The organism is Acidobacteriota bacterium (assembly GCA_016196035.1).
Classification (GTDB): Bacteria; Acidobacteriota; Blastocatellia; order RBC074; family RBC074; genus JACPYM01.
This window is the reverse complement of record JACPYM010000051.1, coordinates 59655-85974: the sequence shown is the minus strand read 5'-3', so window position 1 is coordinate 85974 and position 26320 is coordinate 59655. Positions and strand designations below refer to the sequence as shown.

The window sequence follows — 26320 nt, the reverse complement described above, 5'->3', positions numbered from 1 at the left end:
CAAATCGCTTTCAATGAACACTTTATGGCAGAGATTTCTGCCAAGTACGCTTACGACCTAACTTGCTGGAAAAATCACCCGGCTTACGCAGAACTCAGGACTTACGGCGCTTTAGCTGCCTGATTTCTGTTCACAGTATTGTTATAGGCACCGCTACATTTGTTAACGTTTCTGTTCGTCCCCATCCATTCACGAATCCAATCTGTAATTCCAAAGGTAGCTGAGTCGCCGAATCCTGCGGCGGCATCTGTGATCCACTGTAGCCAATCTGTATCAGAGCCAGTACCGCCGTTGACAAATCTCCCTACCCCACCCACTGAATTCCCATTGATCCCAGGTGTCCTAAAGATATTTGGCCTGGAGGCTCCGCCGCCTGATAAGCTTGGTAGGCCTGCATTTCCATTGAACCCAGGTGTCCTGAAATTAATCGAAGCGGTCTGTCCGGCAGCCATTAATCCCAATGCAACCAAGATAGCGATTCCAAGTGCCTTAAAGAACCGTCCAATCGCTCCCCAAAACAACCCATCTGGATCGGTCTGATTAATCGGATCGCCACCCACATACGCATACAAGTTCAGGCTCTGGGGGTTGTCTAAACTTGCTGCGCTTATCCCAATTGGGTCCACCTGTGTAAACCGCCCCTGGCAGCTACTGTAAAACCGGTTTACTGCATAATCCAGCTTCGTCTTTTGGCTGCGGTCGTAACTGGTGAAGCGCCGATTCGTCGTGTTCAGCATGGACTCGCCATCCAGCGCTGTCCCATACGGCAAGGTCACCTGCTCCGTGACGACACTGCCGCCCGTCTCGCTCGTTACTAGCCGTGTGCCCAGCCGGTCGGGATGATGATAATTCAGCCCGCCCGCTGTTTGTGTCGCCAATAACCGCCCGCCCAGATGCACGTAGCTTTTCGTCCAGGTCAGCCCGTTCGTGCCGTTCGGCGCATATTCGGCAATGATCGTGTTGCCATCCCAGGCGTAAAAACACGCCGTGCCGACGCCGCTGGTATATTCGGTCTGACTCAAGCGGTGGTTCGAAGCGCCGTAAGTGTAATCGGCCAGCAACACATTGTTATTGTCTTTGGTGCAGGCCAAACGTCCGGCGGCGTCATATTGATATTTCTGCCAGACATTGTTGCCGGTTTCGCCACACGTCAAATTGCCCGCTTCATCATAGGTGTAACCTGCTTTGGTAATGCGGTTGGTTTTGACCTTGTTACTGCCGTCAGTAAAGGTCAGCGAAGCCAGTCCATCTTCGTAAGCAATCGTGCCTGCCTTGGTGACGGTCGTGCGATTGCCGAAACGGTCGTAGCCATACGTTTGCTTCCACTGATTGCTGGTCATCGGATTGGCCGTGCCAGTGAAGCTATAGACGTTCTTCAACCGTCCGAGCGCGTCATAGTCGTAGTACTTATTCTTGCTCGTGTCTTTGTTGTTGATGATCTTGGTCAATTGACCGGTGCGTCCGACACTGGTGCCATACTTGGTGTATTCGTATATCAGATCAAGCGCCGGGGTGGCGCTGTTGGCGGCTTGCACCTTCTGATTGCTCAGCAAGCCGGTGGCTGGTTCGTAGGTATAGCTCTCATTCCATTGAATGCCGCCGCTGAGGTTGTGGCCGACGGTCAGCGCCGTGGTCTGACTGGCCGCGTTGTAAGCAAAACTCGTGGCGATGTCTTTGCCGTCATATTTCAGTTTGTTCACGCGGCTGGCCTCGTCGAACGTCAGTTCGATTTGTTTGTCAGCCTCTGTGCCCATGCCGTAGCGGGTTGGGTAGGTCTGTTTCTCCAGACGATCCAGTGTGTCGTATTGGTATTTGACGGTGAGCGGGAAGGCGGTACGATTCGTAAAGGTGCGCTTGGTTTCGCACAGTCGCCCTTCCGTGTCGTAGGCAAACTCGTCCATACCCGCACCGTCGGTGACCTTCTTCAGTCGTGTGCGGTCGCCAGCGGCCATGTATTCGTAATTGACCGTCGCGGCGGCAATGATGTTGGCTGCATTCGGCGCGCCAGTGGTGTTGTAATCAACCGACTGCAAACGATTCAGCGGATCGTTGTTGTAGGTGAAATTGGTCTTCACGCCACGGGCGTCCGTATAGCAGATTGGATTTGAGCGTGTATCGTACTGGAAGAAATCGCTCCACAAGCCTGTCGTCGTGCCTACGTATGTGCCCGCGTCGTTCAATGTGCAGTCGCGTTCAGCCAGTTTCTGATTGGTCAACCGGCTGAGGGCGTCATATTTGAACTTGCGCGTCTGTTCGGCCACGCCGCTCACCACGCATTGGTCGGTCTGGATCAGGTTATTCAGGCAATCGTAGCTATATTTGGTCAAGGTGCCGCCTGTGGCTACATCGCCCAAGCCCGCCGCATCAGGTTCGACGACTTCGCACAACCGGTCGGCCCAATCGAAACGCGCCCAACGTTCGCGGTTCCAGGCGTCTCTGGTGCGGATAGTATTGCCTTTGAACGCTGCGGTGGTGGCGTCTGGCACTGTGGCTTCGTCATAGAACTTTTCGGTGAGTGTCTCAATCGGGGCGAATGTAGTGCTATCAAGGCGGCAGACTTTAGTTAGGCGGTCGAGCGGGTCGTAGGTATTCTCATACCAACCCTGCGTTTCGCTACCTCGGTAGGGCCGTGTTTGCCGCCACAAGCGTCCCAGCCCGTCATATCTGGTTTGAACGATGTCTTGCACCAGCGTCGCGCCATAGGCGATTTCATTGCACACCCGACCAATGCCATCGAGTGTTTTCAAGCTCCGGCTGCCGATGGTCGTACCATCCGGCAGATAAGCTGTTGTTCTGACCTGCAAGTTGGTGTCGTCATAACAGTATTCAACTTTTGCGCCGGTTGGCGAAACCTCTTCTTTTGGCCGCAAACTACCCGGCGTACCGGCAGGCGGAACGTAACCGGAAACTAGCGTGCAATTGACACCCGTGGTGCAGTAATTCGTGGTTGAGGGGCGGCCATTCGTATCGGTCGTTCCAGTGACCAAGCCGGTGTAGTAATCGTAAGTGGCGCTAGTCGTGTTTTGTGTATTGGGGTCGCTGGCTGAACCGCGCGTTACCTGAGTGGGATAGGCATACGCCATATTGCCGTTGTAAGTGTAGGTCGTCTGCTCACAGCAAGAGGTGGCCGCCGTCTTCAGGTTGCCGGTCTCATCATAGGTGCGCGTTTCAGTCACCATGCCTGTGGTGCTGCCAATGGTCGGGTAACGTTTGATCGTGGTGACCAAGCCGCGAAAATCAGTCATTGGGTCGTAATTGAAATTTTGCGGGTCACAAAGCGCATCATGTTGGACAACATTGGGTGTGTCAGAAAGTATGCTGCCATTGTCGTAAAAGTATTCCGTTTTTTGCTTCGTGATGTTGGTGCCATTGGGGTCTTCGATTACCTCCACCACTTTGGGCAAGCGCAAGATGTGGCGGGCGGTATTGTCGTAAGCACTGTTTGTCTCATACTGTGTCTTGGTTTTGCGTATGACTGCCTGTCCCCCGTTGAAACCGAATTCGTTGGCCTCAGTCACGCGGTTATACGTGCTGTAAGCATAGAAGATCTTCGTGGTAAGGGTGGTTGATTGTTGTTGCCCTGCTGTGTAGGGAGCCGATTGCACATAGGTGGCAGAAGGACGCGGCGAGTCGTAATTGGCGGGAGTGAGGGAGTTATACAACTCCCAATTTACGCTGGACGAACGCAAGCCGCCATCGTCATAGCCACAACTCGCCGCCGCAGGAGCGCAAGTCTTCTCCAGCAGAAACAGCCCGTCATTATATTGACCTGGTGCGACAATCTGCCATTGCACGTTAATCGAAACGCCAGGGCGCTCAATGCGAACACCGCGCCGTCCCGTTTCTTCGATAATTTGATATAAGGTTTTGGCTACGCCTGCGGCAACGCCCGGCGCACCGGCACTCTGACTGATCCCGTCCCAAGTTTCGGACAGCTCGGTGTACATCGGCTCGATGGTCGAGGGCGAGTTATAGAGGTAGGTCATCTGATGTGAGGGCGGGAGCGTGCCTGCTGTGATGTTGCCCTGACTGGTCAAAGGCGCATTGTCGAAACCCATCCCCCGCCGCTCGGAAACTTTATACAACATCCCATAGCTGCTCCCGCTGCTGGTATAACTGTCAGCATCACCAAACCAATAGCCGGTCGCGGTGGCCGGGTAATAAATGGCTTTGAGCATTTTGAACGAACTGGCCCGCACCTTTGGCATGGGGTTGCTGGTGTAGTTGTGAACGAGCGTGAGATTGCTGTAGTTCAATCGCACCAGTGTGCGCGTAGCGCCAGTACTGAAATCCGGCGCGCAAATCGCTGTTAGGCAATTGGTGGCGTCGTAACTGAAGGTAACGAGGCGTCCGAGCGTATCAATGATCTGGTTGATTTGCGGCCCCTGGTCATTCACATAGCTGATCGTGATGTAATTGCCGTGGCGATCCATGATCTTAGTGGGATAGATCCCATAAGTTCCGCACGCGCCGTAAGTGATGGTCGTGCCGTCAGCCATTTTAGCCGTGGCGCTGAGGGGCGTATTTGCGATGGGGTCGTTACCCGTCACAACCTCGTAATCAATAAAAGTGCCGTCAATGGTATTGCACTTCATGCCGGTGCCGTTATATGCACAGTTGAAAGCGTGGCGCGTACCATCGCCATCAATGAGCATAAAGCCGTGCGAAAGCCCGGTCTGCGTAATCTTGCCGAAGCCCAGCGAAAAGCCGGGCGCAGGCCAATCGCGGTCAATGTCGAAGGTGATTTCATTGTTCGCCTTTTGCCAGACACGCGCGTTGTATGAAAGCGCCAACGTCAGATCGAGCCCGCCGCGCCCTTCGAGGTTCAGAATTGGCGCGGTGAATTGGTGATTGCCGCTGCCCGCGCCGTTATCCACCAAACGGCCCGGCGGATTGCCGCGCTCTTTGCCACAATCGTCAGAAGTCATGAAGTTCTGATCTGTCCAGCCATATGTGTCACCCCAAAGTTGCAAGGCCGTGGCGGTCGTCAGTGCCCCCGCCGCCGCTTTGCTTCTAAGTTTGCCGCGTCCAGTTAAAGTGGCGCGCGTGTTAGGTTGCGTGGTTGTTCCGGCGATCTGACTTTGCTGATAGCGGCTGCGATTTAGCGAGGTGTCAGATTTGGCGGGCGGCAAGTCGCGCGTCGAAACCGTGCCGCTAGGAATCTCTTCGGGCTTGCGCAGTTTGAAAGGCTCACCCACGACTTTGACGATGACCTGTGTTTGGCGGCCCAGCGCGTATGCGGTGACTTTATAAGTGCCATCCATCAGCGCGCGGAATTCGCCCTGCGGTGTGACGGTGGCGGGTTCTTTGCGGCCTTCGTCGTTGGCGCTCCAATCGAATTTGACGCCGGGGATGGCGTTGCCGTTGAAGTCATAAGCGACGGCTTGAAAGATGACCTGCTGGCCGGGTTGAGCGGTGACGTTGTCGGGCTGGATTTTGAGTTCGTACGCGCGCGCATCGCGGTCGGCCTGGGTTTCAGGTCTGACGCCGCCGGATTGGGCTTGACCGGTTAGCCGCGACGGCAAAGCGGTGAGCGTCTTGGCCCAACCGCTGGCCTGCCACCAGAACGATAGGTGTTGTTGTTCAGCTTGCCAAACACCGATGAAGCCTGACGCAGTCAAGGCTAAGGCTTGGTTGGCAAGCAGGGCGATCATCAATAGCAAACTCAAGGTGCGGCGAAATGTGGCTAGACCACGCATGGCAAACTCCTCCCTAGACCCGCGCGGCGGCGGGTGTTGGCAAAATTATGTTACTTATGGGGGAAACAGAAAACGGCGGCGACCCGCTCAGCAGAGCAACGATGTTATGGCGTGTTACTAAGCCACGGCTAGCGGGCCTGAGACAGACTTGCCTCGGACCAGGCAGCGCGTTACTTCACGCTATATCAGAACACGCAGGATTGGGACACGTAGGACGGACTAAGGTCTGCCCTACTCTTTGTTGTTCTGATTTAGAATTCGCTTGTGTTTCTTGCTGCTTTCCAAACGGTCGCTTACCCGGCAAGTTACGGCTGACACGCTGGGGCTTGGGTCCAACGTCGCAGGCTGCAATTCGCCCGACAGGCTTTCACAAAAAGAAATGTTTCGGACAACGGTTGTATCGTTTGTTTGTTACTTTGGGTTACTGCTGTTTAAGGCGCGCGCAAGATATGTCGAAGAGGGGGGCACCGTCAAGCTGTTTTTTTTTTTTTACGGGCTATAAATGGCTCAGATGTAACAGGGTTAAATAACAAAACAATAAGGGTTTAGCTTAAGCAAAATTATTTTTCCGGCTTGGCTTGTTGTTACTTCAAAAAACGCTCCATAAACCGCGTCGAGATGTTACCCGCCACAAAATCCGGCTCATCCAAAATCTTCAAATGCATCGGGATCGTTGTCTTGATGCCTTCGACGACCATGGCGCCCAGCGCGCGGCGCATGCGGGCGATGGCGCGTTGACGGTCGCGGTGATGCACGATCAGTTTGGCGATCAGCGAATCGTAGTGCGGCGGCACGAAATAGCCGTCATAAATTGCGGTGTCTATGCGGACGCCGGGGCCGCTGGGCAGATTCAACGTAGTGATACGGCCGGGGCTGGGCGTGAAGGTGTCAGGGTCTTCGGCGTTGATGCGGCATTCGATGGCATGGCCGACGAAGAAGACATCTTCTTGCTGAAAACCCAATGGCTCGCCATAGGCGATGCGGATTTGCGCGGCGACCAGATCGGCGATGGTGACGAATTCGGTCACCGGGTGCTCGACCTGGATGCGTGTGTTCATCTCCATGAAATAGAAACTGCCGTCTTCGTCGAGCAGGAATTCAATGGTTCCAGCGTTGCTGTAGCCGACTTCCTGGCAGGCTTTGACAGCGACGCGGCCCATTTCCTGGCGCAATTCGTAGCTGACGGCGGGCGAGGGCGACTCTTCGATCAGCTTTTGGTGACGGCGCTGGACGGAGCATTCACGTTCGCCCAGATGCACGACATTGCCGTGTTCGTCGGCGAGCACTTGAATCTCGATATGGCGCGGATTGGCGATGTATTTTTCGAGATAAACGCCGCTGTTTTTGAAAGCGGCTTCGGCTTCGGCGCGTGCCGTGTTGTAACCGTTGATGAGTTCGTCACGGTTGTGCGCGACTCGCATACCGCGCCCGCCGCCGCCTGCCGTGGCTTTGATGAGTACGGGGTAACCGATCTTTTCGGCTTCACGAATGGCGTCTTCTTCTTCATCAAGCAAGCCTGCGCTGCCGGGCGTGACGGGAACGCCAGCGGCCTGCATTGTCTGTTTGGCGGTGGCTTTGTCGCCCATCGTGCGCATCACCTGCGGCGTGGGGCCGATGAATTTGATCTGGCATTCGTCGCAGATTTCAGCGAAGTGCGGATTCTCGGAGAGAAAGCCGTAGCCGGGATGGATTGCGTCTACATTGGTGATTTCAGCAGCAGAAATGATCGCGGGAATGTTCAGGTAACTCAGCGGCGAGGGCGGCGGGCCAATGCAAATCGCTTCGTCGGCGAAGCGCACGTGCAAGGCATCGCGGTCAGCTTCGGAGTGCACTGCGACCGTTTTAATGCCTAGTTCTTTGCAGGCCCAGATGACCCGGCAGGCGATTTCGCCGCGATTGGCGATGAGAATCTTTTTGAACATAGGAGTTTAGGGGCTAGGGGCTAGGGGCTGGGGGCTGGGCTGATATGCCAGCCTCTAGCCCCCAGCCCCTAGCCCCTAAACTTTGATTCCGAAGAGGGGTTGACCGTATTCGACGGGTTGCGCGTTTTCGACGAAGATTTTGGCGACGATGCCGTTGGTGTCGGCTTGAATCTCATTCATCAGCTTCATCGCTTCGACGATGCAAAGCGTTTTGCCGTTGGTGATTTGGTCGCCGATGTTGACGAAGGGTTCGGTGGTCGGCGAGGACGAGCGGTAAAACGTGCCGACGATGGGCGAGGAAATAATGTGCAACGCTTCTTCCGGCGGTGCTGGAACAGATGCGGCAACGCCTGGCGCAACGGTCGGCGTCGGCACGGTTTCAGGTGCAAAATTGTGCGCCACGGTTTCGGTGACGACCTTGGTCGTGCTGCCGCGTCCGAGCCGCAAGCGAAAGACACCCCGCTCGAGTTCGAAATCGGTGAACTGTTTTTCGGCGATCAGTTCGATCAGTTCTTTGATTTCGTCGAGGTTGAGGTTTTCGGTCTCAGCCGGTTGCGGTTTGGCGGCAGCTTTTACAGCCGCTTTGCCAACAGCTTTAGCGGCGGGCTTTGACGGTTTTGTCGCAGCTTTTGGACTCGCCGTTTTTTTCATAAGGATTGGGATGATGAATACTGCGCGCGGTGCGGTACAGACTTGGTGATTCCAATTGCGCGCGACTTGGGGCCACCAAGTCGCTACCACTCGCGCGTACCGCAGCACCGCTAAAGCAAACGCCTCAACCGCGTGAAACCCGCACGGTTGAGGCGCCTATACAAACTGTGCGAGAGAGCCTCTCTCTGCCAGACTTACTTCTTCTCTTCGACGGGCGTCTTCACCTTGGCATCCACAAATTCGATGAGCGCGAGTTCCGCGCCATCGCCTTTGCGTTTGCCGAGTTTGAGAATGCGCGTGTAACCGCCAGGACGTTCGGCAAAGCGTTCCGCTAGTTCGCCGGTTACCTTGCGCACAGCCGCGACACCGGCAGTGCGTTCAGCATTCGGATCATGCTGTTTACTATCCCAATTCGAGTTGCCGGGGAAGAAGGCATTCGCCGCCTGGCGCGCCAAATGCAGCGCGGTTTCCGGTTTACCTGCCTCACGCGCTTTGCGAGCTTTGCGGCCCAGCGTGATGACCTGTTCGGCGAACGGACGCAATTCCTTCGCTTTGGGCAGCGTGGTGATGATGCGTTCGTGCTCGACCAGCGAGGCGCAAAGGTTGCGCAACAGCGCCTTGCGATGCGACGAGGTGCGGCCCAATTTACGATGTGCTACCAAGTGTCTCATTGATCTGTCCTCTTACTTCTCTCGATTACTCAGACTGGAGCGCTATTCCGGCACTTTGACCAGCGTGCCATTTTCGTCAAAACGCATGCCCAGGCCCAGGCCCATCGAGTTCAAAATGTCTTTGATCTCGTTGAGGGATTTGCGCCCAAAGTTCTTCGTCTTGAGCATCTCGGCCTCGCTCTTCAAAACCAAATCGCGAATGGTGCGAATGTCTGAGTTCTTCAGACAATTGTACGAACGCACCGACAATTCGAGTTCGTCCACCGAGCGGTCGAGATTTTCATTGCTGGTTTGGGCAGGCTTGCTGGCCAACAGCGTTGGTTCGGGTTGTTGCTCGACCTCTTCCTCGAAGTTGATAAAGATCTGCATGTGATCTTTGATCAATTTCGCCGCTAGGCCAATCGCGTGTTCCGGTGTGACGCTGCCGTTCGTCCAGACTTCCATCAGCAGCTTGTCATAATCAGTGTCTTGACCGAGACGCGCGGCTTCCACATGGAAGTTGACTTTGGTAATCGGCGAATGCACCGAATCCACCGGGATGTAGCCAACCGGCAAATCGTCATCGAAATTGCGGTCAGCCGACACATAGCCGCGCCCTTTCTTGAGGCGCAACTCGATATTCAGGCTGCCGCCTTCACTGACGGTGGCGAGATGAATATCGTCATCCAGCACATCCACATCTTCATCGGTTTCGATGTCAACGGATTTGACGATGCCGGGTTCCGTGCGCGAGATGCGCAAGGTTTTGACTTCCCCGGTGTGCAACTGAAAGGGAACTCGCTTCAGATTGAGAATGATGTCGGTCGCATCCTCGACCACGCCGGGAATCGAAGAGAACTCATGCAAGACGCCTTCGATTCGCACGGCCGTAATGGCTGCGCCTTCAATGGAAGAAAGCAACGCACGGCGCAGGCTGTTGCCAATGGTCGTGCCGAAGCCGCGTTCAAACGGCTGAGCAGAAAAGCGACCGTAGCGCTCGGTCATGGTATCGCAGGTCAAGCGCTTCGGTTTTTGGAATCCAGTCCACATAGTAGGTGTTTCCCCTGACTCCCAACTGATGCAACGTACCGGGTGCTAGTGCAAATAGCGCAGTTGGGAAAGCGCCCGGCACGCCCAAATTACTTAAATGCTTACTTGCTGTACAACTCGACGATGAGCTGTTCCCGAATTTCAGGATCAATGTCGTCACGACGCGGCAGCGAAACGACCTTACCAGCCAGTTTGTCGGCACTCGTGATCTCCAGCCAGCCGGGACGTCCACGCCCACCGGAGGTTTGGAAAGAACCTTGGATGTGCACATTCTCGGTGCTCTTTTCGCGCACCTGCACTTGATCGCCGATCTTGACTTGGAAGGACGGAATGTCCACCTTCCGGCCATTGACGCTGACGTGGCCGTGCCGCACGAACTGACGCGCCTGACGGCGCGACATCGCAAATCCCAGACGATAAACCACGTTATCCAGGCGACGCTCCAACAACGTAAGCAGGTTCTCGCCTGTGACGCCCTTTTGCCGGGCGGCCTTTTCAAAGTAGTTGCGGAATTGCGTTTCCAGCAGGTTGTAAATGCGCTTGACGCGCTGTTTTTCACGCAACTGCTCGCCATAACCACCCAACGCTTTGCGCCGCATGGTCGGGCCGTGCTGGCCAGGCGGCTGTTTGCCACGCTTCTCAATGGGGCACGACGGCTTGTAGCACTTCTCGCCCTTGAGGTAGAGCTTCATCCCCTCACGGCGGCACATGCGACATTGTTTGCCTCTATCTCTTGCCAACTTTCCCTCCGTTATTCACACGACGAAGCGAAACCAACCTGCTTGCCGGTTCAAACTTCGCTTGCGGAACACTATCTCAAGCCCTGATTCAAAATTTGATATACGACAATTAAACGCGGCGGCGTTTCGGCGGCCGACAACCATTGTGCGGAATCGGCGTCACGTCACGGATCAAGCGAATCTCAATGCCCGCTGAATGAATCGCGCGCACCGCCGATTCACGGCCTGAGCCTGGGCCTTTAACGCGCACTTCAACCGAGCGCATCCCGGCGTCGCGAGCAATGCCAGCCGCCTTGCTTGAGGCCTGCTGGGCAGCGAAGGGCGTGCCCTTACGCGAGCCGCGAAAGCCCATCGCACCGGATGAACACTGCGAAACCAAATTGCCCTGCAAATCGGTAATACTGATTAACGTGTTATTGAAGGTCGCTTGAATATGAACCACTCCTTGCGGAATGTTCTTCTTCTCTTTTTTCTTGAAGACTTTCTTCTTCGACGCTGCTTTCTTCGCTGGCATTCTTATCCCTTTTCAGCTTTGCCATTGCCCAGCCGGTTGCCCGTCAAAGGCCACTAGCCGAACCCTTATTTCTTACCGGCAACTTTCTTCTTTGCCACCGTGGCGCGGCGCGGGCCTTTGCGGGTACGCGCGTTGGTGTGGGTGCGCTGGCCCCGCACCGGCAACCCTTTGCGATGGCGCAGACCACGGTAACAACCAATGTCCATCAACCGCTTGATGTCCAACTGAATCGTCTTGCGCAAATCGCCTTCGACACTGCCCTGCACATCCAGGATACCGCGAATGCGATTCAACTCTTCTTCGCTCAACTCACGGATTTTCTTATCAAGGTGAATCTCCGCTTCATTAAGAATACTGGTCGCGCGCGAACGGCCAATGCCATAAATATAGGTCAAACCGATCTGCGCGCGTTTTTGCGGTGGTAAATCCACCCCTGCGATACGAGCCATTACACTATTCCTCCAGATCCCTGGCTAACAACTGGGCGACTAACCCTGCCGCTGCTTGTGCTTTGGGTTGGTGCAGATCACACGCACGACACCGTGACGATGAATAACCTTACACTTGTCGCAAATCTTTTTGACTGATGCTCTGACTTTCATGAAATATCCTTTTTACTGCTTTCCTACCTCAACGCGTTTGCTGCCTTGCTGGGTATTGCACGTCATCACTACTTGAAGCGGTACACAATCCGCCCGCGCGTTAGATCGTAAGGGGAAAGTTCAACTAGAACTTTGTCTCCCGGCAAAATCTTGATGAAGTTTTTTCGCATACGACCGGAGATGTGCGCCAAGACCTGATGCTTATTATCGAGTTCCACCTTAAACATCGCATTGGGCAATGTTTCCAGTACTGTCGCTTGAATTTCTATGGCATCTTCTTTGGACATAAATCCTGAGAATCTCTCTGGTGCTACCTGTAGCCGTTCTGGTCAATTTGCGAAACTGGCATTATAGGCGCGCAAGCCGCATTTGCAAGCAACTCACCGCATTCCCGCCGATTCTTCAGATCACGACGGTGCCATCATCCAACGCTGTCAGCACTACTGGCCCTTCTTCCGTCACGGCAATCGTATGCTCGAAATGCGATGAAGGCAGCCCATCCTGTGTCTTGACCGTCCAACCATCCGCTTCCATCTTCACCTCGTGCCGGCCCAGATTCACCATTGGCTCAATTGCCAGCACCCAACCCGGCTTCAATGTCGGCCCAGTACCCGGACGACCGTAATTGGGAACCTGCGGGTCTTCGTGCATACTTTGCCCGATACCGTGCCCGCAAAATTCCCGCACAATCGTGAAGCGATGTTCTTCAACAAACTCTTGCACGGCATACGACACATCGTAGAGGCGATTGCCCGGCAGCATTTTTTCAACGGCGCGAAAGAGCGATTCGCGCGTGATTTGCGTCAAGCGCTCGACCTCGCTCGAAATCTTGCCCACCGGCACCGTGATCGCGGCATCACCCACGTAATTGTTGAATGTCGCGCCGCAATCAATCTTGATAATGTCGCCTTCGCGTAACTTCCGGCTCGACGGGATGCCGTGAACGACTTCTTCATTGACCGAAGCGCAGATCGAACCGGGAAAGCCACGATAACCCTTAAAGGTCGGATAGGCACCCGCTTTACGAATCTTGTTCTCGGCGTAAGCATCCAACTCGCGTGTCGTAATGCCAGGCTTCACCATTTGGCGCAGGTCGCGCAAGGTCTCAGCCACGATCAACCCGGCCTGCCGCATCCTTCCCAACTCGCCACGCGATTTACGAATCACCATTACAATCTCGTTTACGCTTCTGTGACCGGTAATAAATTGCTCAAGTCGTTGAAAATCTCTTCGACCGGGCGCTCGCCGTCAACGGCCACGAGCCGCCCACTTTTCCCATAATAATCAAAGAGCGGCGTCGTGGATTCGATATACGCCTGCAACCTGGTGCCAACCTTCTCTTCGTTGTCATCCACGCGTTGCGATAACGCTGCGCCATCCAAGTCGCAGGCGCCCTCTTGTTTCGGAGGCTTGAAATAAACGTTGTAGATTTCGCCGCAAACCGGACACAACCGTCGGCCTGTAAGCCGCTTCAGCAACGTATCCTTGTGCACGGTGACGCGCACCAGCATGACGCTATGCCCCTGCCTGCCGGCCAAATCTTCCAACAACTCCGCCTGCTTCAGCGTGCGCGGAAATCCGTCCAGGATATAGCCTGAGGCGCAATCCGTGCGCGAGGTTCTTTCAAGGATCACTTCGGCCAAAACCTGATCACTGACCAAATTGCCAGATGCTAAAATCGTGCGCAGTTCCTGTCCGAGCGGAGTTTCGGCCTGCGACATTTCGCGGAGGATGTCCCCGGTAGAGATTTGCGGATAACCATACTTGTCTGAGAGTAGCCGCGATTGCGTGCCTTTACCGGCGCCCGGCGCTCCCATAATGACGACGATCCTTCCCATCTGTCTTCCCGCTTGAACCGCGATTATGAACCAGCCCGGCGCCCTCGCAACCTGCCGCCGCGCGGGCCTAAGAAACCATCGTAGTGGCGCATCACCAACTGCGCTTCGAGTTGGCTGATCAAATCCATTGCTACGCCCACCACAATCAACAAGCTCGTGCCGCCGAAATAAAACGACACGCCCAATCCGGTCAGAATCCACGAGAGACCGGGAATAGTGGAAATTAAGTTATATAACGGCTCGCCGATGAAGGGCAGGGCTTGAATCCTGAACCCGCTAATCATCAATTGCGGGATCAAGCAAACAACCACCAGATAAAGCGCCCCCACCGTCGTCAAGCGGTTCAAGATGCCGTGCAAGTAATCTGCGGTGCGTTTGCCGGGGCGAATGCCTGGGACAAATGAGCCCTGCTTGCGCATGTTCTCGGCAACTTCATCGGGATTGAAGACAATCGAAACATAGAAGAAGGCGAACAAAATGATGCCGCTGATAAACAACAACTCGTAAACAGGGTGGCCCCCACCCAGCCAGCCATTGACCTTTTGCAGCCAACTCCAACTGCCGAAGGTCGAGAGTGTTTGCGGAATCGCCAGTACGGACGAAGCGAAAATCACGGGGATCACTCCCGCAATGTTCACCTTGAGCGGCAGGTGCGACGCCTGTGTCTGCACCATCTGCCGGCCCACCATACGCCGTGTATGATTGGTCGGCACCTTCCGCGTGCCGCGTTCGAAGAACACGATGCCCGCCGTCACCAATAACATCACAATCACCAGGATGATGACAAACAGCGCTGAACTGGGGTCTTTGATCTTCTGAAATAACTGGCTCACGCCATTCGGCAAACCCACCACTATGCCCGCGAAAATCAGCAAGCTAATGCCATTGCCCACGCCGCGCTCGGTGATCTGTTCACCGATCCACATAATGAAAACCGTGCCGGCCATCATCGTCAGCACGGCAATAAACGTGAAGCTAAAGCCCCCACCGCCAATTACCAGATTCGGTTGGCGCTGTAACCAGAACGCGATACCGGTGCCCTGCACAGCGCAAAGCAGCACGGTCAGATAGCGTGTGTAACGCGTAATCTTCTGCCGCCCCAGTTCGCCTTCTTCCTGAATCTTTTTGAGTTGCGGATAGACCGAAGTCATCAACTGAAAAATGATGGACGAGGTGATATAGGGCATGATGCCGAGCGCAAACACTGAGATGCGGCGCAGGTTCCCACCCGAAAACAAGTCAAGCACGCCGAATAGATTGCCGCCCACCTGCTTCCACAGATTGTCGAGCGCAACGGGATCAATGCCCGGTACCGGAATGTGAATGCCCGCGCGATAGACCAGCAACATAGACAGCGTGAAGAGCACACGCTTGCGCAGGTCAGGCACGGCGAACATGTTGCGAATTGCAGCTAGCAGTGACTCAAACATAAAACCCTAAGCTCCAGACAGCGCGCCCAAACGGCGTGCATTGCCGAGGGAAAAGCCTGCGCAAGCCTACTCAGCCTGTCCCCCGATGATTTCAGCCTTGCCGCCCGCTGCCTCGATCTTTTGTTTGGCAACGGCGCTGAAACGATGAACCGAGATACTCAGGTTCTTATTCAATTCACCTTGTCCGAGCACCACCACCAATTTCGCTCTGGATTTGCGCACCAAACCTTTTTCCACCAACGCTTCGGGCGTCACCGCCGCGCCTGCGTCAAACAGCCGTTCGAGGTCGGCCAGATTCACTTCGGCCCATTCCTTCTTGAAAATGTTTGTGAATCCGCGCTTCGGCAATCGACGGTGCAGCGGCATCTGGCCGCCTTCAAACCCCGCCTTGCCCGAATAGCCGGAACGTGACTTTTGACCTTTGCTGCCACGCCCGGACGTCTTACCCAGACCGGAGCCGGGGCCACGGCCAACGCGCTTCTTTTTATGCGTAGAGCCTTCCGGCGCTTTCAAATTGTTCAAGCTCAGAGCCATATCAACCTCAAACTCACTATTGCGGATTGCGGATTGCGGATTGCGGATTGTCGGAATCGGTGAAGCTTTACGCTCCCCTTCAATCCGCAATCCGCAATCCGCAATCCGCAATCCGGTTATCCCACAATCCTCAACAGGTGCGGTACCTTCGCCACCATCCCGCGAATGCTAGCCGTGTCCGGGCGCTCGACCGTTTGATTGAGCTTCGTCAAACCCAGGCTGCGAACGATCACTTTGTGCTTCTGGGGTGTGCAGATCGAACTGCGATACCACTGAATCTTGATCTTGTTTTCGGTTGCCATTGCTTACAACTCCTCCACGGTGCGGCCACGCAACCGGGCGACTTCTTCGGGGCCGCGCATATTCGTCAGCGCATCGAAGGTCGCGCGAATCACGTTGTGCGGATTGTTCGAGCCCAGGCTCTTGGTCAGAATGTTGTGGACACCCGCTGCGTTCATCACCGCCCGCACCGCACCGCCCGCAATCACGCCCGTGCCCTCAACCGCCGGTTTGAGCATCACCCGGCCCGCGCCATATCGGCCTACGAAGGGATGCGGCAGCGTGGTGCCTTTGAGCGGCACGCGCACCAGATTCCGTTTCGCCGCTTCAATTGCTTTGCGAATGGCCTGCGGCACCTCTTTGGCTTTGCCGGTGCCGAAGCCGACGATACCGTGTTGATCACCGATCACGACCAGCGCCGCAAACGACATGTTCTTGCCGCCTTTGACCACCTTGGTCACGCGGTTGATCGAGATGACCTGGTCTTTCAACTCAAGCCCATCTGCATTGATTCTATCCTTAGCCGCCATAGAAAGATTTCTCCAACTCAGAACTGCAAACCAGCTTCGCGCGCGGCCTCGGCCAGCGATTTGACGCGCCCGTGATAAATATAGCCGCCGCGATCAAAAACAACCTGTGTGAGGCCTTTGCCCAGCGCGCGTTCGGCGATCAATTTACCAATCGTCTTGGCCGCATCCAGATTGCCGCCCGCGCTCACGCCAGCGCTTTTCTCGACCGATGAGGCCGAACACAAAGTGATGCCCTGCTCGTCATCAATCACCTGCGCGTAGATATGATTCAAGCTGCGAAAGATTGCCAAGCGCGGGCGCACCGCCGTGCCTTTGACACGCTTGCGAATGCGCGTGTGAACCGCGCGCCGAATTTCCTGTTTTGCTTTCTTTGCCATAAAGAAGTTCCTGATTTGCGCCAAACGATGAGCGAACTGCTGACTGCCCGCGCCCCTTCGTGCGGCTTCACTACTTCAACTCCAAACCTATTTGCCAGTTTTGCCCGGCTTCAGTTTCATCGGGCGGTCGGCATAACGCACGCCTTTGCCCTTGTACGCATCCGGCTTGCGCAGCTTATTCATGTTGGCCGCGACCTGGCCCAAAAGATGCTTGTCAATCGCCGAAATCGTGATGGTCGTCTGGTACTGCGTGATCTGCTTCTGCACCTTTTCGACCTTGGCGGTCACGCCGTCCGGCAACACGAACTCAATCGGATGTGAATAGCCCAGCGCGAAGTGAATTGCCTTGCCCTTCAGTTCAGCTTTATAGCCCACGCCAACCACGTCCATATTTTGCGAGAAACCCTCTGAGACACCCTTGATCGCATTGGCGACCAGCGCGCGGGCCGTGCCGTGAATGGCGGTGTGATCTTCGCTCGCCCGCTCAGCCGTCAGCTTGCCGTCTTCCAACTTGAAGCTCACGCCCGCCGGTACCGGCGTTGTCAATTTGCCTTTCGGGCCTTGCACCTCAACGGTGCCGTCTGTGACGTTGACTGTCACCCCTTTTGGAATCTCGATGATTTTCTTTCCTACACGCGACATATTTCTTCTCGTTTGTAGCGCCGCTGTTTCAGCGGCCACTTGCCATTCCAAGCATTCCGCCTAAAAGCGGGACTACGAACCTTAGTAAACCAGACACAACACTTCGCCACCGACCTTGGCCTTACGCGCAGCCTTGCCGGTCATCAGGCCCTTGGAAGTGCTCAGGATATTGATGCCCAAGCCGCCCAGGACTTTCGGAATCTCGTCGCTCGGCAGATAGACGCGGCGGCTCGGTTTCGAGATGCGCTGCAAATGCGAAATCACGCTCTCGCCCTTCAGCCCGTAGCGCAAAAAGATGCGCAAAGTACGGATGTTACTATCGTCAGCCGTCTTGATGCTGTAATTCGTGATGTAGCCTTCTTCTTTCAGAATGCGCGCCAATTCGATTTTGAGGCGCGAAGCCGGCACATCCACTTTAGTCTGTTTGGCGCCAATCGCGTTGCGAATGCGCGTCAACATATCGGAAATCGGATCAGTAATCATAGTCCTTCAAAACCTCAAGCCTGGCAGTTGCGGCTGCGAAAAGGCCGCCTTACCAACTCGATTTAGTCACGCCCGGAATTTGTCCATCGAGCGCCAATTGCCGGAAGCAGATGCGGCACACGCCGTATTTGCGCAGGTACGCGCGCGGCCTGCCGCAACGCTTGCAGCGGTTGTGCTGGCGCACCGCGAACTTGGGTTTCCGGTTGTCCTTAACGATCTTGGAAGTCTTCGCCATAAGTCCTCTAGCTTCTCTCACGATCCTGCCACTATTGGCGGAACGGCATCCCCAGAAAGCGCAACAGCGCGCGCGCTTCCTCATCGGTCTTTGCCGTGGTGACGATGCTCACGTTCAGACCGCGCGCGCGGTCAATCTTGCCGAAATCAATCTCAGGAAAGATCAACTGGTCTTTCAATCCGATAGTGTAATTGCCGCGGCCATCGAACGATTTCGGCGAAATGCCGCGAAAGTCGCGCACACGCGGCAGCGTTATGCTGATGAAACGATCTAGGAATTCGTACATCTGATCGCCGCGCAGCGTGACCATTGCGCCAATGCTCATGCCTTCGCGCAGCTTAAACGCCGCGATGGATTTCTTGGCCTTGGTCACCACCGGCTTTTGACCGCTGATGATCGAAAGGTCGTTGACGGCCGCATCCATCGCCTTGGCATTGGCGATTGCCTCGCCCATGCCGATGTTGATGACGATCTTTTGCACTTTCGGCACGCTCATCGGGTTCGAGTAACTGAACTCCTTCTTGAGGGCCGGTACGACTTCCTGATTATATTTGTCTTTAAGTCTTGCCATGTTCTTTAGCGAATTACAGCGAACCCGAGGCCCGCTGGCCCATCACTCTTGTTATTCGAGCGCCGTGCCAGTTTTCTTGGACACGCGCACTTTGCGACCATCAGCTAGCAGTTGGTAGCCGATGCGCGTCGGTTGCCCATCCACCAGTACCATCACATTCGACGCGTCCAGTGGCGCAAAACGCTCAACGATGCCACCTTGAATGCCGCGCTGCCGGTTGGGGCGCACGGCCTTTTTCACAATGTTGATGCCTTCGACAATCACCTTGCCTTCTTTGCCCAACACCTCAATGACGCGACCACGCTTGCCTTTGTCTTTGCCGGTGATGACCAAAACCTGGTCATTCTTTTTGATCTTCATTCTTGCCATAGTTGCCTCGTTTGCTGCCCGCTCGCTTGAATTTGTCTTAGATCACTTCGGGCGCCAGGCTCACGATCTTCATAAAACCTTTGTCGCGTAATTCGCGCGCGACCGGCCCGAAAACGCGCGTGCCCACGGGTTCGCCATCGGGTTTGATAATCACGGCCGCGTTCTGATCAAAGCGAATGTAAGTGCCATCCTTGCGGCGCACTTCCTTGCGGCAGCGCACGATGACGGCCTTGACCACCTGTTTTTTCTTGACCGTGCCGTCCGGGCTGGCTTCCTTCACCGAAGCCGTGATGACATCCCCCAAACTAGCCCGTCCGCCGACGTTGCCGCCCACCGGGAGAATCATTGCGATCCGCTTCGCGCCGGAATTATCGGCGACCTCCAGGATCGAGCGCATCTGTAATGCCATTGCTAGCCTCCTCTTACTCTCTTAGCTGGCCGTCTTTACTTAGAAGCCTTCCGTAACACTTCGACCACGCGCCAGCGTTTGCGTGCCGAGAGCGGGCGGGTTTCGACAATGCGCACCTGATCGCCGATGCTTACGCCTTCGATCTCGTTATGCGCCATGAACTTGGTGCGTTTGCGCACGTAGCGTTTGTAAACCGGATGCTTGACCAGCCGGTCAACGCGCACGACGACCGACTTTTGCATCTTGTCGCTCAACACGATGCCGACCTTTTCCGTGCGGCGGCCCCGGCTCGCTTCAGCAGCGGCGCCAGGCAGCGGTGCGGTCGGCACGCCTTCGGCTTCCACTTCGATGGAATCAGCCGACGCTACCACTGCATCTTGCAATATCTCGTTGTTCTCTTCACTCATAGTCGTTTCAATTGTGAGCCAAGCTGTAAGCTTGGCTCACTACGCAACCTTTTATTGCTCAATCCCGAGTTGACGGGCACGCAACAGCGTCTTGAGTCGCGCCAACTCTTTTCCCTCGGCGCGAATCTGTTTGACCGTATCGGTGTTGCCGAGCGACTTTTTGAAGTTCAAGCGGAAGAGCGACTCTTTGATTTCGAGCACGCGTCTGACCAATTCTTCGCTTGATTGTTGACGGACTTTATCCAGTTTAGCCCTCACAACCCACCTCCCTCTTGTTCGTGGCGCGTGATGAACTTGGTTTTGATCGGCAGTTTCGCTGCCGCCAGTTCAAACGCCCGCCGCGCCGTAGCTTCGTCCACGCCTTCCATCTCAAACAGGATGCGGCCCGGTTTGATCACCGCGACCCAGCCTTCCGGCGCGCCCTTGCCTTTGCCCATACGGGTTTCAGCGGGCTTCTTGGTGATCGGCTTGTCGGGGAAAACGCGAATCCACAGCTTGCCGCCGCGTTTGACGTGACGGTTGATCGCCACACGACCCGCTTCGATCTGGCGGCCCGTAATCCAGGCTACCTCGACCGCCTTCAGCGCGTATTCGCCAAAGGAAATCTCAGTCCCGCGCTTAGCCGCGCCTGCCCGGCGCCCGCGTTGCTGTTTACGATATTTGACCTTTTTGGGAGTTTTATACTCTGCCATAACTTTAGAGATTAGGGACTAGGGGCTAGGGGCTGACGCTGGCTTGATCCCAGCCCTTAACCCCTAGTCCCTTTCCCCTGAGACTAACGTTTCATCATTGCTTCGCGCGGATCCATGATCTCGCCACGATAAACCCAAACCTTAATGCCGATAATGCCGAACGTGGTATTAGCTTCAGCGAAACCGTAATCCACATCGGCACGCAGCGTATGCAGTGGCAAGCGTCCTTGCAGTGTCCATTCCGAACGGGCGATTTCAGCGCCATTCAACCGGCCAGAGACGCGCACCTTGATGCCTTGCGCGCCAAACCGCGTGGCTTCTTCGACCGCTTTGCGCATGGCGCGACGGAAGGCGATGCGTTTTTCCAATTGCTGCGCGATCTTCTCGGCCTGCAACTGCGCGTTGAGTTCCGGCTTCTGAATTTCGCGGATGTCAATCAGCACGTCGCGCTTGGTCTTGCGGCTTAATTCCTGCTTAAGCTTGTCAATCTCCGCGCCCTTGCGCCCGATGATGATGCCGGGGCGTGAGGTGAAGATGATGATCTTGACGCGATTGGCGGCACGGTCAATCTCGACCTGCGAAACGCCCGCCTGGGCGAAGCGCTTTTTGAGTTCCTTCTTCAGCTTCAAGTCTTCCATCAATAGATCAGCAAAGCCGTGCTTGGCGAACCAGCGCGAATGCCAACTTCTGTTGTAACCCAGTCTGAATCCGTAAGGATGAACTTTTTGACCCATAGTCTCTCCGAAATCTCTTCCGCTTAGGCAACAGCCTTCTGCTCGCCCTTCTTGTCGTTGGAAACCAGCACGGTGATGTGGCAATAGTGACGCTGCTGGCGATACGCCCGGCCCATCGGAGCGGGGCGCACGCGCCGCCGGTATTTGGTAGTCCCTTTACCGACGTAGCATTCTTTGATCCAAAGATCGTCCTCATCCACGATCACATTTTCAGCTTCCGCGTGTTGCGTGGCGTTATCCATCGCCGAACGGACGACTTTCTCGACCGGGATCGCCAAACGCTTGCCACTGAATTGCAGCATAGCGAGCGCCTCGCTGACCTTGCGCCCGCGAATCAAATCCACAATGAGCTTCGCTTTCTGCGCGGAACCTTTGACGTTAGTTGCTTTTGCGATTGCTTCCATCTTCTTATGCCTCTCAGGCCCAGCTTCTTACCCAGCCTCTGACGCTGCTGTTATTTCTTGCCTGACGACTTCTCGGCTTTTTCAGCGTGCCCTTTGAAGGTGCGCGTCGGCGCGAATTCGCCCAGCTTGTGGCCCACCATATTCTCGGTGACGTATACCGGAATGAACTTTTTGCCGTTATGTACGGCCAATGTATGACCCACCATATCGGGCGTGATCGTCGAACGGCGCGACCAGGTTTTATGCACCTTCTTTTCGTTCGCCGCATTCATCCGCTCAATGGCTTTCATCAAATGATCGTCAATGAACGGGCCTTTTTTGATTGAACGTGCCATAGCTTTCTCAGTGAACCGTGAACCGTGAACCGTGAACCGTGATCCCTAACATTTCACATTTCACATTTCACTTTTCACTTTTACTTCGTTCTCCGTTTCACGATGAACTTGTCTGTCCGCTTGTTATTGCGGGTCTTGTAACCGCGCGTCGGCTGGCCCCAGGGCGTCACCGGATTGCGGCCACCCGAAGTTTTGCCTTCGCCGCCACCGTGCGGGTGATCCACCGGGTTCATCGCCACACCGCGCACTGTCGGGCGAATGCCTTTCCAGCGCGTGCGGCCCGCTTTGCCCAGCGAAACGTTTTCATGCTCGACATTGCCAACCTGGCCAATCGTCGCCATGCATTCAACCGTCACAATGCGAATTTCACCCGATGGCAGTCGAAGCTGTGCGTTACCGCCTTCTTTGGCGACCAATTGCGCAAAGCTGCCGGCGCTGCGTGCCATCTGACCACCCTTGCCGGGGCGCATTTCGATGTTGTGGATCTGGGTGCCGAGCGGAATGTTTTTGATCGGCAAAGCATTACCCGTCAAAATGTCAGACTCCGGTCCGGAAACAACTGTTTGACCAACCGTCAGCCCAACCGGGCAAAGGATGTAGCGCTTCTCGCCGTCAGCATAATTGATCAAGGCGATGCGCGCCGAACGATTCGGATCATATTCAATCGTCGCCACTTTGCCGGGAATGCCGAATTTGTCGCGCTTGAAATCAATCACACGGTAATGACGTTTGTGTCCGCCACCACGATGGCGCACGGTGATACGGCCATTGCTATTGCGGCCACTCGTGCGCTTCTTGCTGTCGAGCAGCGGCTTGTGCGGCGTCTCGGTCGTTAACTCGTCATTCGTCAGATACGTCTGATAGCGCCGCGCCGGACTGGTTGGTGTAAGTTTCTTGATGCCCATCTTAGTTCTTCTTCAATCATCAGGAACTGGTTAGGAAAACCACCTGACTCATCACTAGATTGAATCCGCGTAATCAACCTTGAAGCCGGGCTTCAAGGTGACATACGCCTTGCGCCAATCGGGCCGCTTGCCTTCCGTGCGCCCGCGGCGCACCGATTTGCCGTGATAGTTAGCGACGCGCACTTGATCAACTTTAACTTTGAAGATCGTTTCGACCGCCGTCTTGATCGAGTGCTTGGTTGCATTGCCATTCACACGGAAAGTAAGCAATTGGCGGTCACGCTTGATGACCTTTTTATTCTTGGAATCTTTGATCGGCTCGGTGCTCTTTTCCTTCTGAATCATCGCCTTTTCAGTGATGACGGGGGCTTTGAGCACATCCCAAATCGTCGTAGCCATAGTCGTTCCTCGTGACCTCTTCTTTTATGCAGACGAACTTACTTGCTCAGCTTTTCTTGTAAAGCTTCGATAGCCGCTTTCGTGAAAACCAACTGCTCGTGATAGATCACATCATAGATATTCACATTCGCATCGTTCGCTACTTTGACGTCCGGCACGTTACGCGAAGCCAAGACCAAATTCTTTGCCGCCACCGTCTCGACAATCAGCGTCTTTTTGCCCCAGCCGAAGCCTTGCGCTACGCTGAGAAAGCTCTTGGTCTTGTGATCGCTCAAGTTGAATTCCTCGACCACGACCAGATTGCCTTCGCGCAACCGCTCCGACAAGGCGGACTTGAGCGCCCCGCGCTTCATCTTCTTCGGCATCTCGGTCGTCCAATCGCGCGGCTGCGGCCCGTGCACATTGCCGCCGCCTTTCCACAACGGCGAACGCAGGCTGGCGATACGCGCCCGCCCTGTGCCCTTTTGCTTCCAGAGCTTTTTGCCGCTGCCCGAGACATTGCCACGCGTTTTGGTCGCGACCGTGCCCTGGCGCTGGTTGGTTTGGTAATTCTTTACCGCGTCGTGGATCAGGGCTTCGTTGAGCGCGACACCAAATACGTCATCGCTCAACTCGATCTGACCAACGGTTTCGTTTTTCAGGTTTTTAACGTCTAAAGTCGGCATCGCCGCCCTCTCAGCAAAATAGAAACTCGTTTACTCGGCCTTCTTCTTGATGACCACGACCGCACCGTTCGGACCAGGCACGGAACCTTTGATCAGCAACAGATTTTCTTCGGCATTCACCGCAACGACTTTCAAATTCTTGATCGTCTTGCGCTCGACGCCCATGTGGCCCGCCATCCGCGTGCCTTTGATCACGCGCGAAGGATAAGCCGAAGCGCCAATCGAACCCGGCGCGCGGTGAAACATCGAACCATGCGATTTACGTCCGCCACCGAAGTTGTGCCGCTTGATAAACCCGGCAAAGCCGCGCCCTTTACTGGTGCCGATGATCTCGACCTTGTCGTCCACGGCAAAAACATCTACCAGCACTTTGTCGCCCACGTTTGCGCTGTCGCCCGCATCTTGCAAGCGGAACTCGCGCAGCACGCGCGTCGGCGGAATGCCAGCTTTTTTGAAGTGGCCCGCCATCGGCTTGTTCGTTTTCCGGGGCGCTTTTTCTTCCACCAGACCGAGTTGAACGGCTTCGTAGCCATCACTCGAAACCGTCTTGCGTTGCACCACGACGCAAGGGCCAGCCTTGATCACGGTCACGGGTGTCACCGTTCCGTCGGGCGCGAAGATTTGGGTCATCCCAACTTTTTTACCAATAATTCCGTTTACCATTGGATTGGTACTCCTTCAGTTGCCAGTCGTCAGTCTCTACAGTCGTCAGTCGTCTGTCGCCAACTTTTGCTGGCCACTGACCACTGACCACTGACCACTGAGGGTTATCTGCGGTCTCGTCCGAAAGCTTTGATCTCGGCATCCACACCCGCCGGCAGGTCGAGCTTCATCAGCGCGTCCATCGTTTGCGGCGTGGGGTCGAGAATGTCCATCAGCCGCTTGTGCGTGCGAATTTCAAACTGTTCGCGCGACTTCTTGTCAACATGCGGCGATTTCAACACAGTGACTTTGTTTTTCACCGTGGGCAGCGGGATCGGCCCCGCCACGCGCGCGCCGGTGCGTTTGGCTGTCTCGACGATTTCCTGCGTGGATTGGTCAAGCACGCGGTAGTCGTAAGCTTTCAGGCGAATTCTGATCTTGTCGTTCAGCATTTCTATTCAACCGCTCGAAAGGGGCAGTGGAACTGCCCCTTTCTGAAAACTACTACTCGATAATGTCGGAAATCGTGCCCGCGCCGACTGTGCGATCGTCATCGCGATATTGTCGCCCGGCATCACCATCTCCACGCCTTCCGGCAGTTGCGCCACACCCGTCACGTCCGTCGTGCGGAAGTAGAACTGCGGCCGGTAGCCCGTGAAGAAGGGCGTATGCCGTCCACCTTCTTCCTTCGTCAAGACGTACGCTTCGGCTTTGAACTTCGTGTGGCCCTTGATCGAGCCAGGTTTGACGATGACCTGGCCGCGTTCGATCTCTTTGCGATCCACGCCGCGCAGCAGCAAGCCGACGTTGTCGCCTGCCCGGCCTTCGTCGAGCAGCTTCTTGAACATTTCCACGCCCGTCACGACTGTCGTGCGCGTGTCTTTAATGCCCACGATTTCCACCTGCTCGCCGACTTTCACGATGCCGCGTTCGATACGACCTGTCGCTACCGTGCCGCGGCCCGAGATCGAGAAGATGTCTTCGACCGGCATCAGGAAAGGCTTGTCAATCGCGCGTTCCGGCGTCGGGATGTAGCTGTCCACCGCCGCCATCAACTCTTCGACCTGCTTCTCGCCTTCCGCGTCGCCGTTCAAGGCATTCAGCGCCGAACCGCGAATCACCGGGATGTCGTCGCCGGGGAATTCGTACTTCGAGAGCAGTTCGCGCACTTCCAATTCGACCAGGTCAAGCAATTCGGCGTCATCCACCGCGTCGCACTTGTTCATGAACACGACCATCGCCGGCACGCCGACCTGGCGGGCGAGCAGGATGTGTTCGCGCGTCTGCGGCATTGGGCCGTCGGTCGCGGCGACGACGAGGATCGCGCCGTCCATCTGCGCCGCGCCGGTAATCATGTTCTTCACGTAGTCGGCGTGCCCTGGACAATCCACGTGCGCGTAGTGCCGGTTCTTCGTCTCGTACTCGACGTGCTGCGAAACGCAATCTTCGGATTGTGCTTGGCCAGCGTCTTGGTGATCGCCGCCGTCAGCGTCGTCTTGCCGTGATCCACGTGGCCGATCGTCCCCACGTTCACGTGCGGTTTACTGCGGTCGAATTTCTCTTTCGCCATGTTTGCTCCTCAAAGTCTGAATCAGAAGATCAACAAACCTTC

Annotated in this window: 34 protein-coding genes and 1 pseudogene; all 35 read right to left on the bottom strand. The window is 55.5% G+C overall.

From position 1 onward, the window contains the following. Window positions 1-101 precede the first annotated feature (101 nt). Window positions 102-5699, bottom strand: coding sequence for an RHS repeat-associated core domain-containing protein (locus HY011_15620; GenBank protein ID MBI3424360.1), 5598 nt, complete (start codon window positions 5697-5699; stop codon window positions 102-104). A 584-nt stretch (window positions 5700-6283) separates the two neighbouring features. After that, window positions 6284-7621, bottom strand: a complete 1338-nt coding sequence (accC, locus tag HY011_15615) for an acetyl-CoA carboxylase biotin carboxylase subunit (GenBank protein MBI3424359.1) — start codon at window positions 7619-7621, stop codon at window positions 6284-6286. Window positions 7622-7696: 75 nt separating this feature from the next. Further along, complete coding sequence (gene accB / locus HY011_15610) at window positions 7697-8272, bottom strand: acetyl-CoA carboxylase biotin carboxyl carrier protein (GenBank protein ID MBI3424358.1); 576 nt, start codon at window positions 8270-8272, stop codon at window positions 7697-7699. Window positions 8273-8466: 194 nt separating this feature from the next. Then, window positions 8467-8943 (bottom strand): 50S ribosomal protein L17, encoded by a 477-nt coding sequence (gene rplQ, locus HY011_15605; protein MBI3424357.1) that lies wholly within the window; start codon window positions 8941-8943, stop codon window positions 8467-8469. A 42-nt stretch (window positions 8944-8985) separates the two neighbouring features. Beyond that, a complete protein-coding gene (locus HY011_15600) occupies window positions 8986-9972 on the bottom strand; it encodes a DNA-directed RNA polymerase subunit alpha (protein MBI3424356.1) in 987 nt (328 codons plus the stop codon). A 101-nt stretch (window positions 9973-10073) separates the two neighbouring features. Continuing rightward, window positions 10074-10712: a 30S ribosomal protein S4 gene (gene rpsD / locus HY011_15595; GenBank protein ID MBI3424355.1), complete on the bottom strand. Its 639-nt coding sequence runs from the start codon at window positions 10710-10712 to the stop codon at window positions 10074-10076. Window positions 10713-10821: 109 nt separating this feature from the next. Continuing rightward, on the bottom strand, window positions 10822-11226 hold the full coding sequence (rpsK, locus tag HY011_15590; GenBank protein MBI3424354.1) for a 30S ribosomal protein S11: 405 nt from the start codon (window positions 11224-11226) through the stop codon (window positions 10822-10824). Between the two features lie 65 nt (window positions 11227-11291). After that, window positions 11292-11675, bottom strand: a complete 384-nt coding sequence (gene rpsM / locus HY011_15585; GenBank protein ID MBI3424353.1) for a 30S ribosomal protein S13 — start codon at window positions 11673-11675, stop codon at window positions 11292-11294. Between the two features lie 39 nt (window positions 11676-11714). Then, window positions 11715-11828: a 50S ribosomal protein L36 gene (rpmJ, locus tag HY011_15580; GenBank protein ID MBI3424352.1), complete on the bottom strand. Its 114-nt coding sequence runs from the start codon at window positions 11826-11828 to the stop codon at window positions 11715-11717. Between the two features lie 68 nt (window positions 11829-11896). Then, on the bottom strand, window positions 11897-12115 hold the full coding sequence (infA, locus tag HY011_15575) for a translation initiation factor IF-1 (protein ID MBI3424351.1): 219 nt from the start codon (window positions 12113-12115) through the stop codon (window positions 11897-11899). Between the two features lie 115 nt (window positions 12116-12230). Beyond that, complete coding sequence (gene map / locus HY011_15570; protein ID MBI3424350.1) at window positions 12231-12998, bottom strand: type I methionyl aminopeptidase; 768 nt, start codon at window positions 12996-12998, stop codon at window positions 12231-12233. A gap of 11 nt (window positions 12999-13009) precedes the next feature. Beyond that, complete coding sequence (locus HY011_15565) at window positions 13010-13666, bottom strand: adenylate kinase (GenBank protein ID MBI3424349.1); 657 nt, start codon at window positions 13664-13666, stop codon at window positions 13010-13012. 23 nt (window positions 13667-13689) lie between these two features. Further along, window positions 13690-15096: a preprotein translocase subunit SecY gene (gene secY / locus HY011_15560; protein MBI3424348.1), complete on the bottom strand. Its 1407-nt coding sequence runs from the start codon at window positions 15094-15096 to the stop codon at window positions 13690-13692. A gap of 66 nt (window positions 15097-15162) precedes the next feature. Beyond that, window positions 15163-15624, bottom strand: a complete 462-nt coding sequence (gene rplO / locus HY011_15555; protein ID MBI3424347.1) for a 50S ribosomal protein L15 — start codon at window positions 15622-15624, stop codon at window positions 15163-15165. A gap of 122 nt (window positions 15625-15746) precedes the next feature. After that, complete coding sequence (rpmD, locus tag HY011_15550) at window positions 15747-15932, bottom strand: 50S ribosomal protein L30 (GenBank protein ID MBI3424346.1); 186 nt, start codon at window positions 15930-15932, stop codon at window positions 15747-15749. Window positions 15933-15935: 3 nt separating this feature from the next. Further along, entirely contained in the window at window positions 15936-16439 is a 504-nt protein-coding gene (gene rpsE, locus HY011_15545; protein MBI3424345.1) for a 30S ribosomal protein S5, read from the bottom strand. Between the two features lie 17 nt (window positions 16440-16456). Further along, window positions 16457-16816: a 50S ribosomal protein L18 gene (gene rplR / locus HY011_15540; GenBank protein ID MBI3424344.1), complete on the bottom strand. Its 360-nt coding sequence runs from the start codon at window positions 16814-16816 to the stop codon at window positions 16457-16459. Between the two features lie 87 nt (window positions 16817-16903). Further along, window positions 16904-17458 carry a 50S ribosomal protein L6 gene (rplF, locus tag HY011_15535; protein MBI3424343.1) on the bottom strand — a complete coding sequence of 185 codons (555 nt, stop codon included), beginning with the start codon at window positions 17456-17458 and terminating at the stop codon, window positions 16904-16906. A gap of 81 nt (window positions 17459-17539) precedes the next feature. Beyond that, a complete protein-coding gene (rpsH, locus tag HY011_15530; protein MBI3424342.1) occupies window positions 17540-17941 on the bottom strand; it encodes a 30S ribosomal protein S8 in 402 nt (133 codons plus the stop codon). Between the two features lie 49 nt (window positions 17942-17990). After that, on the bottom strand, window positions 17991-18176 hold the full coding sequence (locus tag HY011_15525) for a type Z 30S ribosomal protein S14 (GenBank protein MBI3424341.1): 186 nt from the start codon (window positions 18174-18176) through the stop codon (window positions 17991-17993). Window positions 18177-18207: 31 nt separating this feature from the next. Further along, window positions 18208-18747: a 50S ribosomal protein L5 gene (gene rplE / locus HY011_15520; protein ID MBI3424340.1), complete on the bottom strand. Its 540-nt coding sequence runs from the start codon at window positions 18745-18747 to the stop codon at window positions 18208-18210. A 51-nt stretch (window positions 18748-18798) separates the two neighbouring features. After that, window positions 18799-19107, bottom strand: coding sequence for a 50S ribosomal protein L24 (gene rplX / locus HY011_15515; GenBank protein MBI3424339.1), 309 nt, complete (start codon window positions 19105-19107; stop codon window positions 18799-18801). 46 nt (window positions 19108-19153) lie between these two features. Then, window positions 19154-19525: a 50S ribosomal protein L14 gene (rplN, locus tag HY011_15510; GenBank protein MBI3424338.1), complete on the bottom strand. Its 372-nt coding sequence runs from the start codon at window positions 19523-19525 to the stop codon at window positions 19154-19156. A gap of 35 nt (window positions 19526-19560) precedes the next feature. Then, a complete protein-coding gene (rpsQ, locus tag HY011_15505; protein ID MBI3424337.1) occupies window positions 19561-19932 on the bottom strand; it encodes a 30S ribosomal protein S17 in 372 nt (123 codons plus the stop codon). A 51-nt stretch (window positions 19933-19983) separates the two neighbouring features. Continuing rightward, a complete protein-coding gene (gene rpmC / locus HY011_15500) occupies window positions 19984-20190 on the bottom strand; it encodes a 50S ribosomal protein L29 (protein ID MBI3424336.1) in 207 nt (68 codons plus the stop codon). Continuing rightward, complete coding sequence (rplP, locus tag HY011_15495; protein ID MBI3424335.1) at window positions 20187-20624, bottom strand: 50S ribosomal protein L16; 438 nt, start codon at window positions 20622-20624, stop codon at window positions 20187-20189. Before rplP ends, rpmC begins: the two co-directional genes overlap by 4 nt. 83 nt (window positions 20625-20707) lie before the next feature. After that, window positions 20708-21358, bottom strand: coding sequence for a 30S ribosomal protein S3 (gene rpsC, locus HY011_15490; protein ID MBI3424334.1), 651 nt, complete (start codon window positions 21356-21358; stop codon window positions 20708-20710). Between the two features lie 23 nt (window positions 21359-21381). After that, window positions 21382-21762, bottom strand: coding sequence for a 50S ribosomal protein L22 (gene rplV / locus HY011_15485; protein ID MBI3424333.1), 381 nt, complete (start codon window positions 21760-21762; stop codon window positions 21382-21384). A gap of 50 nt (window positions 21763-21812) precedes the next feature. Then, window positions 21813-22097 (bottom strand): 30S ribosomal protein S19, encoded by a 285-nt coding sequence (gene rpsS / locus HY011_15480; protein ID MBI3424332.1) that lies wholly within the window; start codon window positions 22095-22097, stop codon window positions 21813-21815. An 80-nt stretch (window positions 22098-22177) separates the two neighbouring features. Then, the gene (rplB, locus tag HY011_15475; GenBank protein MBI3424331.1) at window positions 22178-23002 is read right to left on the bottom strand and encodes a 50S ribosomal protein L2; all 825 of its coding nucleotides are present in this window, start codon (window positions 23000-23002) and stop codon (window positions 22178-22180) included. Between the two features lie 54 nt (window positions 23003-23056). Then, window positions 23057-23401 carry a 50S ribosomal protein L23 gene (gene rplW / locus HY011_15470; protein ID MBI3424330.1) on the bottom strand — a complete coding sequence of 115 codons (345 nt, stop codon included), beginning with the start codon at window positions 23399-23401 and terminating at the stop codon, window positions 23057-23059. A gap of 38 nt (window positions 23402-23439) precedes the next feature. Next, window positions 23440-24066 (bottom strand): 50S ribosomal protein L4, encoded by a 627-nt coding sequence (gene rplD, locus HY011_15465; protein MBI3424329.1) that lies wholly within the window; start codon window positions 24064-24066, stop codon window positions 23440-23442. Between the two features lie 30 nt (window positions 24067-24096). Next, window positions 24097-24729 carry a 50S ribosomal protein L3 gene (rplC, locus tag HY011_15460; protein ID MBI3424328.1) on the bottom strand — a complete coding sequence of 211 codons (633 nt, stop codon included), beginning with the start codon at window positions 24727-24729 and terminating at the stop codon, window positions 24097-24099. 104 nt (window positions 24730-24833) lie between these two features. Then, window positions 24834-25160, bottom strand: coding sequence for a 30S ribosomal protein S10 (rpsJ, locus tag HY011_15455; GenBank protein ID MBI3424327.1), 327 nt, complete (start codon window positions 25158-25160; stop codon window positions 24834-24836). Window positions 25161-25256: 96 nt separating this feature from the next. After that, a pseudogene (tuf, locus tag HY011_15450) lies at window positions 25257-26278 on the bottom strand (elongation factor Tu). Window positions 26279-26320: the final 42 nt, after the last annotated feature.

Excerpts from the sequence above, each read along its gene's own strand:
- HY011_15620 (MBI3424360.1), bottom strand. The coding sequence starts at position 5,699 with ATGCGTGGTCTAGCCACATTTCGCCGCACCTTGAGTTTGCTATTGATG.
- accC (MBI3424359.1), bottom strand. The coding sequence starts at position 7,621 with ATGTTCAAAAAGATTCTCATCGCCAATCGCGGCGAAATCGCCTGCCGG.
- accB (MBI3424358.1), bottom strand. The coding sequence starts at position 8,272 with ATGAAAAAAACGGCGAGTCCAAAAGCTGCGACAAAACCGTCAAAGCCC.
- rplQ (MBI3424357.1), bottom strand. The coding sequence starts at position 8,943 with ATGAGACACTTGGTAGCACATCGTAAATTGGGCCGCACCTCGTCGCAT.
- HY011_15600 (MBI3424356.1), bottom strand. The coding sequence starts at position 9,972 with ATGTGGACTGGATTCCAAAAACCGAAGCGCTTGACCTGCGATACCATG.
- rpsK (MBI3424354.1), bottom strand. The coding sequence starts at position 11,226 with ATGCCAGCGAAGAAAGCAGCGTCGAAGAAGAAAGTCTTCAAGAAAAAA.
- rpsM (MBI3424353.1), bottom strand. The coding sequence starts at position 11,675 with ATGGCTCGTATCGCAGGGGTGGATTTACCACCGCAAAAACGCGCGCAG.
- rpmJ (MBI3424352.1), bottom strand. The coding sequence starts at position 11,828 with ATGAAAGTCAGAGCATCAGTCAAAAAGATTTGCGACAAGTGTAAGGTT.
- infA (MBI3424351.1), bottom strand. The coding sequence starts at position 12,115 with ATGTCCAAAGAAGATGCCATAGAAATTCAAGCGACAGTACTGGAAACA.
- map (MBI3424350.1), bottom strand. The coding sequence starts at position 12,998 with ATGGTGATTCGTAAATCGCGTGGCGAGTTGGGAAGGATGCGGCAGGCC.
- HY011_15565 (MBI3424349.1), bottom strand. The coding sequence starts at position 13,666 with ATGGGAAGGATCGTCGTCATTATGGGAGCGCCGGGCGCCGGTAAAGGC.
- secY (MBI3424348.1), bottom strand. The coding sequence starts at position 15,096 with ATGTTTGAGTCACTGCTAGCTGCAATTCGCAACATGTTCGCCGTGCCT.
- rpmD (MBI3424346.1), bottom strand. The coding sequence starts at position 15,932 with ATGGCAACCGAAAACAAGATCAAGATTCAGTGGTATCGCAGTTCGATC.
- rpsE (MBI3424345.1), bottom strand. The coding sequence starts at position 16,439 with ATGGCGGCTAAGGATAGAATCAATGCAGATGGGCTTGAGTTGAAAGAC.
- rplR (MBI3424344.1), bottom strand. The coding sequence starts at position 16,816 with ATGGCAAAGAAAGCAAAACAGGAAATTCGGCGCGCGGTTCACACGCGC.
- rplF (MBI3424343.1), bottom strand. The coding sequence starts at position 17,458 with ATGTCGCGTGTAGGAAAGAAAATCATCGAGATTCCAAAAGGGGTGACA.
- rpsH (MBI3424342.1), bottom strand. The coding sequence starts at position 17,941 with ATGATTACTGATCCGATTTCCGATATGTTGACGCGCATTCGCAACGCG.
- HY011_15525 (MBI3424341.1), bottom strand. The coding sequence starts at position 18,176 with ATGGCGAAGACTTCCAAGATCGTTAAGGACAACCGGAAACCCAAGTTC.
- rplE (MBI3424340.1), bottom strand. The coding sequence starts at position 18,747 with ATGGCAAGACTTAAAGACAAATATAATCAGGAAGTCGTACCGGCCCTC.
- rplX (MBI3424339.1), bottom strand. The coding sequence starts at position 19,107 with ATGAAGATCAAAAAGAATGACCAGGTTTTGGTCATCACCGGCAAAGAC.
- rplN (MBI3424338.1), bottom strand. The coding sequence starts at position 19,525 with ATGGCATTACAGATGCGCTCGATCCTGGAGGTCGCCGATAATTCCGGC.
- rpsQ (MBI3424337.1), bottom strand. The coding sequence starts at position 19,932 with ATGAGTGAAGAGAACAACGAGATATTGCAAGATGCAGTGGTAGCGTCG.
- rplP (MBI3424335.1), bottom strand. The coding sequence starts at position 20,624 with ATGGCAGAGTATAAAACTCCCAAAAAGGTCAAATATCGTAAACAGCAA.
- rpsC (MBI3424334.1), bottom strand. The coding sequence starts at position 21,358 with ATGGGTCAAAAAGTTCATCCTTACGGATTCAGACTGGGTTACAACAGA.
- rplV (MBI3424333.1), bottom strand. The coding sequence starts at position 21,762 with ATGGAAGCAATCGCAAAAGCAACTAACGTCAAAGGTTCCGCGCAGAAA.
- rpsS (MBI3424332.1), bottom strand. The coding sequence starts at position 22,097 with ATGGCACGTTCAATCAAAAAAGGCCCGTTCATTGACGATCATTTGATG.
- rplB (MBI3424331.1), bottom strand. The coding sequence starts at position 23,002 with ATGGGCATCAAGAAACTTACACCAACCAGTCCGGCGCGGCGCTATCAG.
- rplW (MBI3424330.1), bottom strand. The coding sequence starts at position 23,401 with ATGGCTACGACGATTTGGGATGTGCTCAAAGCCCCCGTCATCACTGAA.
- rplD (MBI3424329.1), bottom strand. The coding sequence starts at position 24,066 with ATGCCGACTTTAGACGTTAAAAACCTGAAAAACGAAACCGTTGGTCAG.
- rplC (MBI3424328.1), bottom strand. The coding sequence starts at position 24,729 with ATGGTAAACGGAATTATTGGTAAAAAAGTTGGGATGACCCAAATCTTC.
- rpsJ (MBI3424327.1), bottom strand. The coding sequence starts at position 25,160 with ATGCTGAACGACAAGATCAGAATTCGCCTGAAAGCTTACGACTACCGC.